This is a genomic window from Streptomyces sp. NPDC001889 (genome assembly GCF_053594535.1).
Map to the genome: position 1 here is coordinate 1 of NZ_JBSFER010000032.1, position 13,793 is coordinate 13,793.

Sequence of the window (13,793 nt, forward strand, 5' to 3'; positions counted from 1 at the left end):
TCTGGCCACCCATCCCCCGGTGGCCCGTGCGCTGGCGCGGGGAACGGTCACACTGCACGGCTGGGTCTTCGACATCGCCACCGGCGCCGTCGAGGCGGAACCGCCGCCCCGATCGCCCCTCGCCCCGGGAGACGCCCACGCGGCCCCGGCCGGGGGAGCCCGCGCGGGGGTCCCGGGAACACCACCTGATCCCGGCTCGGTAACCACCCGGTCACGCAAGGGCCTCAGAAAGTCCCCGCACGCCCCTCGTGGCGGCTGTGTGTCGTACCCCACACTGGGGGCGGTGCCTGAGTCCTCGGAGCGCGGCCGGCCCATCGCAGTGGGCCCACGCACCCCCGTTGGATCGATTCGCTCATCGTGTACGGGACGGACAGCGGCCCGCCCGCCTCCGTCCCGCTGCCGCACGCCCGTGAACCGGCAGCGATCACCCTGGAGGTCGCCCCCCGTGCAGACCCGGACCCTGGCCGACAGCCCGGCCGAGAGCCTGACCGACACACCGCCGGCCCACCGCCGCGCGGGGACGGAGACCCTCGCGGCCGTCCCCGCGCAGAGCCTGCCCGCGCACCACCCCGATTCCCTGCCCCGGCCCGCCGGCCGCGCGGCCGAGGACGCCGTGGAGGTACCCGACGCGCCGGAGCCCCGGCGCGCGGCCCGCGGTGAGAGCGGCGGCCCGTCGTCCGACCTCTTCCGCCAGTATCTGCGGGAGATCGGCCGGATCTCCCTGCTCACCGCCGCCGAGGAGGTGGAACTCGCCCGCCGGGTCGAGGCCGGCCTCTTCGCCGAGGAGAAGCTCAGCAACACCCCCGACATCAACAACTCCCGGCTCGCCGTGGATCTCGACCGGCTCGTCGTCATGGGCCGGATGGCCAAGCGCCGGCTGATCGAGGCCAATCTCCGGCTCGTCGTCTCCGTCGCCAAGCGCTATGTCGGGCGCGGGCTGACCATGCTCGACCTCGTCCAGGAGGGGAACCTCGGCCTCATCCGCGCGGTCGAGAAATTCGACTACGCCCGCGGCTACAAGTTCTCCACCTACGCCACCTGGTGGATTCGCCAGGCCATGTCCCGGGCCCTCGCCGACCAGGCCCGGACCATCCGCGTCCCCGTCCATGTGGTGGAGCTGATCAACCGGGTCGTCCGGGTCCAGCGCCGGATGCTCCAGGAGCGCGGCTGCGAACCGACGCCCCAGGAGGTCGCCGCCCAGCTCGACCTGGCGCCCGAGCGGGTCAGCGAGGTGCTCCGGCTCGCCCAGGAACCCGTCTCGCTGCACGCGCCCGTGGGGGAGGAGGACGATGTCGCCCTCGGCGACCTCATCGAGGACGGCGACGCCGCCTCACCCGTGGAGTCCGCCGCCTTCCTGCTGCTCCGCGAACATCTGGAGGCCGTGCTCTCCACGCTCGGCGAGCGCGAGCGCAAGGTGGTCCAGCTGCGGTACGGACTGGTCGACGGCAGGCCGCGCACCCTGGAGGAGATCGGCCGGATCTTCGGCGTGACACGGGAACGCATCCGCCAGATCGAGTCCAAGACCCTCAACAAACTGCGCGACCACGCCTTCGCCGACCAGCTCCGCGGCTATCTGGACTGACGCCCCGGCAGCGGCGCGGACCCGGCCCACCCCTGTGCCCGTGACCGCCCGCGCCCCGCCCCTCCGCGACCGCCCCTCCGCGCACAAGCCGCGACTGTCCCGGCGGGCACAGCCGCGACCGGCCGCGACCGGCCGCGACCGACCCGGCGGGCACCGAGTCCTGACGCGGCCGTCCGCGCTCAGTCCACCTCCGCGACCGCCTGCGCGAACTGCGCCGAGTACAGCCGGGCGTACGCGCCCCGCGCCGTCAGCAGTTCATCGTGGCTGCCCTGCTCGACGATCGCGCCGTTCTCCATCACCAGGATCACATCGGCGTCCCGGATGGTGGAGAGCCGGTGCGCGATCACAAAGCTGGTGCGCCCGTGGGAGAGCCGCGCCATCGCCTTCTGGATCAGCACCTCCGTACGGGTGTCGACCGAGCTGGTCGCCTCGTCCAGCACCAGGATCACCGGGTCGGAGAGGAACGCCCGCGCGATGGTGATCAACTGCTTCTCGCCCGCGCTGACCCCGGCGCCGTCGTCGTCGATGACCGTGTCGTAGCCCTCGGGGAGGGTACGGATGAAACGGTCCGCGTGCGCCGCCCGCGCCGCTTCCTCGATCTCCGCACGGCTCACCTCGCGAGGAGCCCCGTACGCGATGTTGTCCGCTATGGAGCCGCCGAAGAGCCAGGTGTCCTGGAGCACCATCCCGATGGACGACCGCAGATCGTCCCGCGACATCTTCGCGACATCCACCCCGTCGAGGGAGATCCGGCCGCCCGTGACCTCGTAGAACCGCATCAGCAGATTCACCAGCGTGGTCTTGCCCGCGCCCGTGGGGCCGACGATCGCGACCGTCTGGCCCGGCTCCACACTCAGCGAGAGCCCCTCGATCAGCGGCTTCTCCGGCTCGTACCGGAAGGAGACCCGCTCCAGCGAGACCTGCCCGGCCGGGCGCTCCGGCAGTTCGACGGACGGGCTGTCCGGCTCCTGCTCCTCCGCGTCCAGCAACTCGAAGACCCGCTCGGCGGAGGCCACGCCCGACTGCACCAGATTCGCCATCGACGCCACCTGCGTCAGCGGCATCGAGAACTGCCGGGAGTACTGGATGAACGCCTGCACATCGCCGATCGAGAGCGTCCCGGTCGCGACCCGCAGTCCGCCGACCACGGCCACCAGCACATAGTTGAGGTTGGAGACGAAGAACATCAGCGGCTGCATCACCCCGCTGTTGAACTGCGCCTTGAACCCGGCCTCGTACAGCGCCTCGTTCTGCTCGGCGAACCCCTCGGCCGACTCCTTCTGCCGCCCGAAGACCTTCACCAGCGCGTGACCGGTGTACATCTCCTCGATATGGGCGTTGAGCTTCCCGGTCGAGCGCCACTGCTGGATGAAGTGCGGCTGGGAGCGCTTGCCCACCCGGGCCGCGATCCAGATCGACAGCGGCACCGTGACCAGCGCGACCAGGGCCAGCAGCGGAGAGATCCAGAACATCATCACCAGCACGCCCGCGATGGTCAGCAGCGAGTTGATCAGCTGGCCCATCGTCTGCTGGAGGGTCTGTCCGATGTTGTCGATGTCATTGGTGACCCGGCTCAGCACCTCGCCGCGCTTGGCGCGGTCGAAGTACGACAGCGGCAGCCGCGACAGCTTGGCCTGGACGTCCTCCCGCATCCGGTACATGGACCGGTTGATCACCTTGATCGACAGCCGGCTCGCGACCAGCGCCAGCGCCCCGGAGACCAGGAACAGCGCGAGCGCCACCAGCAGCACCTGGCCCACGGCGCCGAAGTCGATCCCCTCACCGGGGGTGAAGTCCACCCCGGAGAGCATGTCGGCGAGACCGTCGTCGCCCTTCTCCCGCAGGCCCTCGATCGTCTCGGCCTTGGTGCCGCCCTCGGGCAGGTCCCGGCCGACGACCCCGGCGAAGACCAGATCGGTCGCCCAGCCGAGCACCATCGGGCCCACCACCGAGAACCCGACGCTCAGCAGCGCCGCCGCGAGCATCCCCCACAGCAGCACCCGGTCGGGAGCCAGCGCCTTGAGCAGCCGCTTGACCGAGCCCTTGAAGTCCATGGAGCGCTCGGCCGAGCCGCCCATCATCATGCGTGGCCCGCTCATGCGGCCTCAGCCTCCGTCAGCTGCGAGAGCACGATCTCGCGATAGGTCTCATTGGCCGCCATCAGTTCCCGGTGACTGCCCGTTCCCACGACCCGCCCCTCGTCCAGGACCACGATCCGGTCCGCGTCCCGGATCGTCGAGACCCGCTGGGCGACGATCACCACGGTCGCCTCCGCGGTCTCCAGCGCCAGCGCGGCCCGCAGCGCCGCGTCCGTGGCGTAGTCCAGCGCCGAGAACGAGTCATCGAAGAGATAGATCTCCGGACGCTGGACCAGGGTCCGGGCGATCGCCAGCCGCTGCCGCTGCCCGCCGGAGACATTGGTGCCGCCCTGGGCGATCGGCGCGTCGAGCCGGCCGTCGAGTTCGCGCACGAAACCGGCCGCCTGCGCCACCTCAAGGGCCTGCCACAGCTCCTCGTCGCTCGCGCCGGGCCGGCCGTAGCGGAGGTTGGTGGCCACCGTGCCGGAGAAGAGATACGGCTTCTGGGGCACGAGCCCCACGGTCCGCGCCATCAGCGCCGGGTCGAGATCGCGCACATTCACCCCGTCGACCAGCACCTCCCCGCCCGTGGCGTCGAAGAGCCGGGGCACCAGACCGAGCAGGGTGGACTTGCCGCTTCCGGTCGATCCGATGATCGCGGTGGTCTCCCCGGGGCGCGCGGCGAGTGCCACCTCGCGCAGCACCGGCTCCTCGGCGCCCGGGTAGCAGAACTGCACGTCCCGCAGTTCCAGATGGCCGTGCCGGGCCAGCTCGCGCACGGGGGCGGTGGGCGGCACCACGCTCGAATCGGTGCCCAGCACCTCCTCGATCCGCTCGGCGCAGACCTCCGCGCGCGGCACCATCATGAACATGAAGGTGGCCATCATCACCGCCATCACGATCTGCATCAGATAGGCGAGGAACGCGGTGAGCGCGCCGATCTGGATCGCCCCGCTGTCGACCCGCATCGCGCCGAACCAGACGACGGCGACGGAGGAGACGTTCACCACCGTCAGCACGGTCGGGAACATCAGCGCCATCAGCCGCCCGGTGCCGAGCGAGACATCCGTCAGCTCGGTGTTGGCCTCACCGAAACGGTCCTGCTCGTAGCCGTCGCGGACAAAGGCGCGGATGACGCGGTTGCCGGTGATCTGCTCCCGCAGCACCCGGTTGACGGTGTCGAGCCGTTCCTGCATGGTCCGGAAGAGCGGCCTCATCTTGATCACCATGACCGTCACCGAGATCCCGAGCACCGGGACGACGGCCAGCAGCACGGCGGAGAGGGTCACATCCTGGCCGAGCGCCATGACGATGCCGCCCACACACATGATCGGGGCGGAGACCATCAGGGTGAACGCCAGCAGAACCAGCATCTGGATCTGCTGGACGTCGTTGGTCGTACGGGTGATCAGCGACGGGGCGCCGAAGTGTCCGACCTCGCGCGCGGAGAAGCTCTGCACCCGGTCGAAGACGGCGGCGCGGACATCGCGCCCGAGCGCGGAGGCGGTGCGGGCCCCGTAGTAGACGGCGCCGATATTGCAGATCACCTGCACCAGACTCACGGCGATCATGACCGAACCGAGGCTGAGGATGACGCCTGTATCGCCCTTCACCACACCGTCGTCGATGATGTCGGCGTTCAGGGTGGGCAGATAGAGGGTGGCGCTGGTCTGGAGGAGTTGCAGAAAGACCAGGAGGGCGATCGGTTTCTTGTACGGACGCAGATGTGTCCGCAGCAGCTGTATCAGCACGCGCGTCTCTCGGGGTCGGCGGCAGGGCAGGGCAGGGCAGAGGTGTGGCCGGGGGCCTCACCATCTTGCTGCACCGGAGCCCGTGAACCCCAACGGTTTGTTTCAAGGGCGGGTCAAGTCACACCCGCCGCGCCGGGGCTCGCGCGCCGGGGCGATCACCGCGCCCGCCCCGGCCCATCGGCCCGCGCGGCCCGTGCTTCCGGGACCCGCCCTGCCCGCGGCCCGCGCCGCCCGGGACATGCGCGCCGCCCCGGGCCACCCGCGCGGCCCGGGCCACGCCGTCTCGGTGCGTCCCGTCTCGGAGCATCGGCGCACCCCGTCTCAGTGTGCCGGACCGAAGGCCCCGGGGTGCAGTTGCTCCCGCGTCGCGCTGTACTGCTGCCGCACCGCCTGGCCCACGGCCGTCTCGTCACCGGGCTCCAGCACGCGCACGACGGCGTCCTGCCAGACCGGCGGGGCGGCCGGCGACAGCGTCCCCCGCGCGGCGCCGAGCGCCCAGGCGGCCTGCCGGGCCGCGCCGAGCGCCGCGTAGTCGGCGGGCTCGGGCACGACCACCTGCGCGCCGAAGATTCCCGGAGCCGCGGCCTGCACGGCGGGCAGCCCCGCGCTCGCGCCCAGCAGGAAGACCCGGCGCACCTCCACACCCCGTCCGCGCAGCACGTCCATCGCGTCGGCGAGCGAGCAGAGCATTCCCTCGAAGGCGGCCCGCGCCAGGTGCTCGGGCTTCATCGACTCGCGCCGCAGCCCGCTGAGCGTGCCGGCGGTGTGCGGCAGCCTGGGGGTGCGCTCGCCCTCCAGATACGGCAGCAGAACCAGCCCCGAAGCGCCGGGGGTGGACTTCATCGCCAGCTCGGAGAGGGCGTCGAGGTCGTCGAGGCCGAGCATCTCGGCGGCGCCGCGCAGCGCCCGCACCGCGTTGAGGGTGTGCACCACCGGCAGATGCATCCCGGTGGCGTCGGCGTACGAGGTGATCATGCCGTTGGGGTCGGCCAGCGCCTCGTGGTGGACGGCCATCACGGAACCGGAGGCTCCGAGTGAGACCACCGCGTCCCCGGAGGCGACGCCGAGCCCGAAGGCCGCGGCCATCGTCTCGCCGGTGCCGGCGGAGATGAGCAGCCCCTCGGGGGTGGTGCCGGCCGACTCGGCGGGCCCGAGCACATCGGGCAGCGCGCACTGGTGACCGAGGGCCAGTTCGACCAGATCGGGGCGGTACGAGCCGGTGGCCGCCGACCAGTAGCCGGTGCCGGAGGCGCCGCCGCGGTCGGTGGTCCGGCGGGCGGGGCGGCCGAGCAGCTGCCACACGAGCCAGTCGTGCGGCTGGAGCACTCCCGCCACCCGCTGCGCCGACTGGGGCTCGGTGCGCGCCAGCCAGCGCAGCTTGGCCACCGGGTGCGCGGCCTGCGGCACCGAGCCGACGGCCTCGGCCCAGGCCCGGCGCCCGCCGAGCGCGTCGATCAGATCGGCGGCGGCGACCTGCGCGCGCTTGTCGTTGCCGGTCAGCGCGGGGCGGACCAGCGATCCCTGCTGGTCCAGGAGGACCAGGCCGTGCTGCTGCGCGGAGACCCCGATGGCCTCCACACCCTCCAGGAGCCCGCCGGCCGCCGCCTCGCCGAGCGAGAGCAGCCAGGCCTGCGGGTCGATCTCCCCGGCCTTCGGGTCCACGGGGTGCGGGGCATAGCCCTGCCGCAGCACGGCACCCGTGTCCGCGTCACAGACGACGATCTGGGTGAACGCAGATGAACTGTCCAAGCCGGCGACTATCCCCATGGAACAGATTCTGCCCCACCCGGGGAGTGCCGGATGTCAGGTGTTGCTGGTTCCCCAGTCGTCCTCGACGCCGGAACCGCGCTCCCGCAGGGACCTCACCCGCTCCGTGACCGACTCGGGGATGCGGTCGCCGACCTTGGTACTCACGGTGTGCAGGGCCTTGCCCGCGACCTCGCGCCCGCTCTGCACCGCGGACTCGGCCGCGTTGCGCACGGCGGGGTTCTGGGAGAACTGCCGGGCGCTCTTTCTCATCTGTTCGTAACGCTCGCGACCGGCCCGTGTCCCGATCACATAGCCGATGGCGAGTCCGACCACGAATGTGAGCTTGTACCGCATGGCGCTGCCACCCTTCGGTTGCGTACGTGCCTGCCCGTCTACCCGGCGCGACCCGTGATCACCCAGGACCATACCGATTGGCGGAGCACCCCCCTGCTTGCGCTAATGTATGTGTCGCAGCGAGCGCACGCCCTCCGGGAGCCCCCCGGTAGGTACGTTCGGTGCACGCGACGCAATCCCCTGTAGCTCAATTGGCAGAGCAGCCGGCTGTTAACCGGCAGGTTACTGGTTCGAGTCCAGTCGGGGGAGCGCGGTCCCCTGTAGCTCAATTGGCAGAGCATTCGGCTGTTAACCGGAGGGTTGCTGGTTCGAGTCCAGCCGGGGGAGCCACCACGGAAGAGGACCCCTTGAGGGTCCTTTTTCGTATGTTCCGGACCTGTTCCGAACCCGTTCCCGAGCTGTTCCGGACCGCCGGGCAACCTGGCGGCGGGCAGCGCCGTCTTCCCCCACGAGCGATGCCGACCATCCGAAGCAGGAGATCGTATGAGCGGCTATGCTGCGGCAGACGGCGCGCACATTTGTGCGCGACGCGCCGTTAGGGGCGGTAGCTCAGCCGGTTAGAGCAGCGGACTCATAATCCGTCGGCCGTGGGTTCGAGTCCCACCCGCCCCACGGTGAACGTTTGTTCGATGAATCGTTCCCACCAGCGGTCGAGCGCTCCTACTGGTCAGGCACCGGTCAGGGGCGCTCCGTCGTTTCCCGGGCCGTGCCCGCCCCGGCCGACGGGTCGAGGGGGTGGGTCAACCGATCGGTTGATGCGCCTTCGAGCGCGATGGGCGATGCCCCGGGGGCCGCCGCCCCGGCAGGCTCGGCCCATGACCAGTACACCACTCATCGAAGTCGCCGGGCTGCGCAAGTCGTATGCCGGGCGGACCGTCGTGGACGGGGTCTCGTTCGCCGTCGAGGAGGGCGAGATCTTCGGAATCCTCGGCCCGAACGGCGCGGGGAAGACCACCACCGTCGAATGCGTCGAAGGGCTCCGGGTGCCCGACCGCGGCCGGGTCCGGGTCGCCGGGCTCGATCCCGTACGGGATCACCGGGCGCTCACCCGGATACTCGGCGCCCAGCTCCAGGAGAGCGAGCTCCAGCCGAAGCTGACCGCGCGGGAGGCGCTGGAGCTGTACGCGGCGTGCTATCCGGCCCCCGCCGACTGGCGGCCCCTGGCCGAGCGGCTGGGGCTCACCGACCAGCTGGGCACCCGGTTCGCCCAGCTCAGCGGAGGTCAGAAGCAGCGGCTCTTCATCGCGCTCGCCCTCGTCGGCAACCCGCGGGTGGTCGTGCTGGACGAGCTGACCACGGGGCTCGACCCGCGCTCCCGCCGCGACACCTGGCAGCTCATCGAGGACGTACGGGCCGGCGGGGTCACCGTTCTCCTCGTCACCCACTTCATGGAGGAGGCGCAGCGGCTCTGCGACCGGATCGCCGTGATCCACCAGGGGCGCGTCGCCGCGCTCGACACCCCGGACGGGCTGATCCGCCGGTCCGCCGGGGCGACCGTGATCGCGTTCACCCCCTCCGAACCGCTCGGCGACGCCGACCTCGGCTCCCTGCCCGGGCTCGCCTCGGTGGTGTGCGAGGACGGCCGGGTGACGCTCGGCGGCACCGACGAGACCGTCGACGCCGTCATCACCCTGCTCGCCCGCCGGCACATCACCGCCCGCCGGCTCCGGGTCTCCGACGCCACGCTGGACGACGCCTTTCTCGACCTCACCTCAGGAGCCGCCCTCTCATGAGCACCCGCACCAGCGCCCGCACCCGCACCAGCGCCACCGCTCCCGTGCCCGCCGCGCGCTCCGCCGAACGCGCCGTGCTCACCGCCGAGTTCCGGCTCTTCCGCCGCGAGCCCGGCAGTCTCTTCTGGATTCTGGCCTTCCCCACCGGCCTGCTGGTGATCCTCGGCTCCATCCCCTCCTTCCGCGAGCCCGACGAGGCTCTCGGCGGCCTGCGGGTCATCGACACCTATGGGCCCGTCACGGTGCTGCTCGGCATGATCGTGGCGGGTCTCCAGACCATGCCGCCGGTCATCACCGGATACCGCGAGCGCGGCATCCTGCGGCGCATGTCGACGACTCCGGTGCGGCCCGCCGCCGTGCTCGGCGCGCAGATGGGAATCCACGGGGCCGCCGCTCTGGCCTCGGCGGTGCTCGCGCTCGCCGTGGGCCGCGCCGCCTTCGGCGTACGGCTGCCGGGACAGGTCGCCGGGTATCTGCTCGCGCTGGTGCTGTCCGTCGCCGTCGCGCTCTGCCTGGGCGCTCTCGTCTCCGCGCTCTCCGGCACGACGAAGGCCGCGCATGTGATCGGCTCGGTGATCTTCTTCCCCTCGATGTTCTGCGCGGGCGTGTGGATGCCCGTGCAGGCGATGCCGGACGCGCTGGCGGCCGTCGTCGAGGGCACGCCGTTCGGCGCCGCGGCGCGGGCTCTCGGCGATGCCGCGGCGGGCGACTGGCCCGCCTGGTCGCACCTCGGTGTCCTCGCGCTCTGGGCGGTGGTGCTGATCGGTGCGGCGGGGCGCTGGTTCCGCTGGGAGTGAGGGCCCCGGGGAGTGGGCGCGCGGCGGACACGGGCTCGGGGAAGCCGTTGACCGCGCGCGGTCCCGGCCCCGCAGACTGAGGGGATGGGCGGCGCGGTGGGCGGCGGAAGAAGCGGTACGGACAGGGCGTTCGGGCGCGTGGCGGATGGGGACGCAGGGGCGGAGGAGGGGGCGGAGGTGGATGCGGTCAGGGGCGGGGTGTCCGGGCAGGTGGCGGATACGGTCGCGCGCGGGGGCCCCGGGCACGCGGCGGCCGGGGCGGCGGTCGAGGAACGGCAGCGGGCGCTCCAGCGGTACGCTCCCCGCTCCCTGCTCTGCTTCAGTCTGCTGCTCGCGCTGGCGACGGGCGAGGTCGTCGGCATGGGCCGCGCCGACTGGTACGCGACCGGAGCCCTGGTCGCGGCGGCCCTCGCGCTGGACATCCGGCGCGGCGGGGGCGGCCGGGTGCCGCCCGGGCGCACGGCGCCGTGCCGGGCCGACGCCGTCCACTACGGCGTGCGGTGGGCCATCGCCTCCGCCCTGACCTGGCTCAACCCCTTCTTCGCGTTCTACGCGTCCGTCGGGTACCTCGGCGCCGACCGGCTGCTGCCGCGCCCCCTGCTCTGGCCGGGCCTGGCCGCCACGGCCATCACCCTGGCCGGGGCGCAGTCCGGTGGGCTGCCGCCCAAGGGGGCGGTCGGCTGGGCCGCGTTCGGCGCGCTGTTCGTCTTCAATCTGGTGCTGGTCTCCGTCATGGGCCATCTGGAGGAGAAGGAGACCGAGCGCAGCAGCGCCCAGGCCGCCACCATCGCCGAACTGGAGCGCACCAACACGGCTCTCCAGGAGGCCCTGGACGAGAACGCCGCCCTCCACACCCAACTCGTGCTCCAGGCGCGGGAGGCGGGCATCGCCGACGAGCGCCGGCGCGTCGCCGCCGAGATCCACGACACCCTCGCACAGGGGCTGACGGGGATCATCGCCCAGCTCCGGGTGGTCGCCGGCGCATCCGACCCGGAGCGGGCCCGTGAACACCTCGACCGGGCCACCGAGCTGGCCCGGTACAGCCTCGGCGAGGCCCGCCGCTCCGTCCACGACCTCGCCCCGTCGGACCTGGACGACGCGACGCTGCCGGAGGCGCTGAGGCACACGGTCGCCGCCTGGTCCCGCCGTACGGGAGTGGCCGCCGGGTTCACCGTCACCGGCACCGCCGAGCCGCTGCACGACGAGATCGCGGGGACGCTCCTGCGGATCGCGGGGGAGGCCCTCGCCAACGCCGCACGGCACTCGGGCGCGAGCCGCGCCGGTGTCACCCTCTCCTTCATGGACGGCGAGGTCACCCTGGACGTGCGCGACGACGGCCGCGGCTTCGACCCGCTCGACCCGCCCGCGCGCACCCGGAGCGGCGGCTTCGGCCTGGCCGGGATGCGGGCCCGCGCCGAACGCGTCGCGGGCGAGGTCACGGTGGAGTCCGAGCCGGGCGGCGGAACCGCCGTCTCGGCCCGGGTACCGTTGGTCCGCCATGACCACTGAACGGACGGACGGGGCCATCACCCTCGTGATCGCGGACGACCACCCCGTCGTCCGCGACGGGCTGCGTGGCCTGTTCGAGTCCGTCGACGGCTTCACGGTCCTCGGCGAGGCGGCGGACGGCACCGAGGCCGTCGCGCGCGCCGCCGAACTCGACCCGGATGTCGTTCTGATGGATCTGCGCATGCCGGGTGGGAACGGTGTCGACGCGATCAGGGAGCTGGCCCGGCGCGGGCCGCGCCCGCGTGTCCTGGTCCTCACCACCTACGACACCGACTCCGACACACTCCCCGCGATCGAGGCCGGCGCCACGGGCTATCTGCTCAAGGACGCCCCGCGCGAGGACCTCGTCGCCGGGGTGCGCGCCGCCGCCCAGGGGCGTACGGTCCTCTCCCCGGCGGTCGCCTCCCGCCTGGTCACCGCCGTGCGCACCCCCGCCGGCCCGGCCCGCGCGGCGCTCTCCGCCCGGGAGCGGGAGGTGCTCGTCCTGGTCGCGCGGGGCACACCGAACCGGGAGATCGCGCGGGAGCTGTTCATCAGCGAGGCGACGGTGAAGACCCATCTCACCCATGTCTACGGCAAGCTGGGCGTCAAGGACCGGGCGGCGGCGGTCGCGGTGGCGTACGAGCGGAAGATCCTCGGCTGAGGCCCGTGCGCGGAGCCCGTGCCCGTGCGGAGTGCCCGTGCCCCTGCCCGTACAGAGCGCCTGTGCCTGTGCGGAGTGCCCGTGCCCCTGCCCGTACAGAGCGCCTGTGCCTGTGCGGAGTGCCCGTGCCCCTGCCCGTACAGAATGCCCCTGCCCGTGCCCGGAGCCCGTAGCCGGTCGCGCCGCCGTACCCACGAGGGGCCCCGGGCAGGCCGGGACTGTCGGCTCCGGTATGCGCAGAGGCCAGGTCATCCCTGCATATCACCTTGTATATGCGACCCCGGGACGCCTAACGTGTCGCATATGCAGTCCTACACCATTGGTCAGGCCGCCCGTCTCCTCGGCGTGAGCCCCGACACCGCGCGCCGCTGGGCGGACGCGGGCCGGGTCGCGACCCACCGTGACGAGAGCGGGCGCCGGCTGATCGACGGCCGGGATCTCGCCGCCTTCTCCATCGAGGTCGCCCAGACCGGCGGTGAGGAGGAGACCCCGTACACCTCCGCGCGCAACGCCTTCCCCGGCATCGTCACCGCCGTGAAGCTCGGCGATGTCGCCGCCCAGGTCGAGATCCAGGCCGGTCCGCACCGGCTCGTATCGCTGCTGACCAGGGAAGCCGTCGAGGAACTGGGTCTTGAGGTCGGAATGCGGGCCACCGCCCGGGTGAAGTCGACCAATGTGCACATCGACCGGACCTGACCGCACGGCGACCCCGCTCCCGGCCCGCCGGTCCACCGCTTCACCACCCCGACAAGGAGAGACCTCCATGAACCGCCGTGCCCTCGCCGCCGCTCTCACCGCGGCGCTGCTCGTGCCGCTCGCCGCCTGCGGCACCGACGAGGACGGCGCGGCGGGCGACAGCCCCCGGGCCTCCGGCACCGGCGGCGCCCCGCCGAAGGCCGAGCTGGTGGTGCTGGCGGCCTCCTCCCTCACCGATGTCTTCAGGACCGCGGGCGCCGCCTACGAGAAGAAGCACCCCGGCACCGAGGTGACCTTCTCCTTCGCCGGCTCGCAGGAACTGGCGGCCCAGGTCGGACAGGGCGCCCCCGCGGACGCCCTGGTCACCGCCGACACGAAGACGATGGACCGGCTGGGGGACGACACCGGCACCCCGACCGTCATCGCGAAGAACCGGCTGGTGATCGCCACCACCGAGGGCAACCCGGAAGGGATCGACGAGCTGAAGGACCTGGCCGACAGCGAGCTGAAGGTGGTCCTGGCCGCGCCCGAGGTGCCGGTGGGCCGCTACAGCGAGCAGATTCTCGGCGCCCAGAAGATCACCGTGAAGCCGGTCTCCCAGGAGCCCAATGTGCGGGCCGTGCTCAGCAAGGTCGAGATGGGAGAGGCAGACGCCGGGCTCGTCTACAAGACCGACGCGGCCACCGCCGAGGACAAGGTGGACGCGGTCGAGATCCCGGACGGACAGAACGCCATCGCCCAGTACCCGGCCGCGACCCTCAAGACCTCGAAGCACTCCGAGGCCGCCGCCGCGTTCGTGACCTGGCTGAGCGGGCCCGAGGCACAGCGGATTCTCCGGGACGCGGGCTTCCAGAAGCCCTGACCCCGGCCGCCGCCGGTGCGCGGGAGCGAACGGCCCGTG

The 13,793-nt window shown here is 72.3% G+C and carries 11 protein-coding genes and 3 tRNA genes; 10 read left to right on the forward strand and 4 right to left on the reverse strand.

All coding sequences use genetic code 11. The features are described 5' to 3' along the window. Positions 1-484: 484 nt before the first annotated feature. The gene (locus ACWCRA_RS31000) at positions 485-1,582 is read left to right on the forward strand and encodes an RNA polymerase sigma factor (RefSeq protein WP_451069177.1); all 1,098 of its coding nucleotides are present in this window, start codon (positions 485-487) and stop codon (positions 1,580-1,582) included. A 179-nt stretch (positions 1,583-1,761) separates the two neighbouring features. Here ACWCRA_RS31000 and ACWCRA_RS31005 read toward each other — a convergent pair whose 3' ends face one another. From ACWCRA_RS31005 to ACWCRA_RS31020, 4 genes are all read right to left on the reverse strand, one after another. After that, positions 1,762-3,681, reverse strand: a complete 1,920-nt coding sequence (locus tag ACWCRA_RS31005) for an ABC transporter ATP-binding protein (RefSeq protein WP_351548495.1) — start codon at positions 3,679-3,681, stop codon at positions 1,762-1,764. Then, positions 3,678-5,411, reverse strand: a complete 1,734-nt coding sequence (locus tag ACWCRA_RS31010) for an ABC transporter ATP-binding protein (protein ID WP_351548498.1) — start codon at positions 5,409-5,411, stop codon at positions 3,678-3,680. The genes ACWCRA_RS31005 and ACWCRA_RS31010 overlap by 4 nt, the downstream gene beginning before the upstream one ends. A 321-nt stretch (positions 5,412-5,732) precedes the next feature. After that, positions 5,733-7,178 carry an FGGY family carbohydrate kinase gene (locus ACWCRA_RS31015; protein ID WP_451069146.1) on the reverse strand — a complete coding sequence of 482 codons (1,446 nt, stop codon included), beginning with the start codon at positions 7,176-7,178 and terminating at the stop codon, positions 5,733-5,735. A 36-nt stretch (positions 7,179-7,214) separates the two neighbouring features. After that, a complete protein-coding gene (locus tag ACWCRA_RS31020; protein ID WP_351548504.1) occupies positions 7,215-7,514 on the reverse strand; it encodes a YtxH domain-containing protein in 300 nt (99 codons plus the stop codon). 176 nt (positions 7,515-7,690) lie between these two features. Here ACWCRA_RS31020 and ACWCRA_RS31025 point away from each other — a divergent pair. From ACWCRA_RS31025 to modA, 9 genes are all read left to right on the forward strand, one after another. Then, a tRNA-Asn gene (locus tag ACWCRA_RS31025) sits at positions 7,691-7,763 on the forward strand. A 5-nt stretch (positions 7,764-7,768) separates the two neighbouring features. After that, positions 7,769-7,844, forward strand: a tRNA-Asn gene (locus ACWCRA_RS31030). A 208-nt stretch (positions 7,845-8,052) separates the two neighbouring features. After that, positions 8,053-8,126, forward strand: a tRNA-Ile gene (locus ACWCRA_RS31035). A 203-nt stretch (positions 8,127-8,329) separates the two neighbouring features. Next, positions 8,330-9,247: an ABC transporter ATP-binding protein gene (locus tag ACWCRA_RS31040; RefSeq protein ID WP_451069147.1), complete on the forward strand. Its 918-nt coding sequence runs from the start codon at positions 8,330-8,332 to the stop codon at positions 9,245-9,247. After that, complete coding sequence (locus ACWCRA_RS31045; protein ID WP_451069148.1) at positions 9,244-10,044, forward strand: ABC transporter permease; 801 nt, start codon at positions 9,244-9,246, stop codon at positions 10,042-10,044. The genes ACWCRA_RS31040 and ACWCRA_RS31045 overlap by 4 nt, the downstream gene beginning before the upstream one ends. A 177-nt stretch (positions 10,045-10,221) precedes the next feature. Then, positions 10,222-11,553 carry a sensor histidine kinase gene (locus ACWCRA_RS31050; protein WP_451069149.1) on the forward strand — a complete coding sequence of 444 codons (1,332 nt, stop codon included), beginning with the start codon at positions 10,222-10,224 and terminating at the stop codon, positions 11,551-11,553. After that, complete coding sequence (locus ACWCRA_RS31055; RefSeq protein ID WP_351548513.1) at positions 11,543-12,196, forward strand: response regulator transcription factor; 654 nt, start codon at positions 11,543-11,545, stop codon at positions 12,194-12,196. Before ACWCRA_RS31050 ends, ACWCRA_RS31055 begins: the two co-directional genes overlap by 11 nt. A gap of 303 nt (positions 12,197-12,499) precedes the next feature. Further along, the gene (locus ACWCRA_RS31060) at positions 12,500-12,892 is read left to right on the forward strand and encodes a TOBE domain-containing protein (protein WP_351548516.1); all 393 of its coding nucleotides are present in this window, start codon (positions 12,500-12,502) and stop codon (positions 12,890-12,892) included. Positions 12,893-12,959: 67 nt separating this feature from the next. After that, positions 12,960-13,754 carry a molybdate ABC transporter substrate-binding protein gene (gene modA, locus ACWCRA_RS31065; protein WP_451069150.1) on the forward strand — a complete coding sequence of 265 codons (795 nt, stop codon included), beginning with the start codon at positions 12,960-12,962 and terminating at the stop codon, positions 13,752-13,754. Positions 13,755-13,793 lie beyond the last annotated feature (39 nt).

Excerpts from the sequence above, each read along its gene's own strand:
- ACWCRA_RS31060 (WP_351548516.1), top strand. The coding sequence starts at position 12,500 with ATGCAGTCCTACACCATTGGTCAGGCCGCCCGTCTCCTCGGCGTGAGC.
- modA (WP_451069150.1), top strand. The coding sequence starts at position 12,960 with ATGAACCGCCGTGCCCTCGCCGCCGCTCTCACCGCGGCGCTGCTCGTG.
- ACWCRA_RS31045 (WP_451069148.1), top strand. The coding sequence starts at position 9,244 with ATGAGCACCCGCACCAGCGCCCGCACCCGCACCAGCGCCACCGCTCCC.
- ACWCRA_RS31005 (WP_351548495.1), bottom strand. The coding sequence starts at position 3,681 with ATGAGCGGGCCACGCATGATGATGGGCGGCTCGGCCGAGCGCTCCATG.
- ACWCRA_RS31015 (WP_451069146.1), bottom strand. The coding sequence starts at position 7,178 with ATGGGGATAGTCGCCGGCTTGGACAGTTCATCTGCGTTCACCCAGATC.
- ACWCRA_RS31020 (WP_351548504.1), bottom strand. The coding sequence starts at position 7,514 with ATGCGGTACAAGCTCACATTCGTGGTCGGACTCGCCATCGGCTATGTG.
- ACWCRA_RS31040 (WP_451069147.1), top strand. The coding sequence starts at position 8,330 with ATGACCAGTACACCACTCATCGAAGTCGCCGGGCTGCGCAAGTCGTAT.
- ACWCRA_RS31055 (WP_351548513.1), top strand. The coding sequence starts at position 11,543 with ATGACCACTGAACGGACGGACGGGGCCATCACCCTCGTGATCGCGGAC.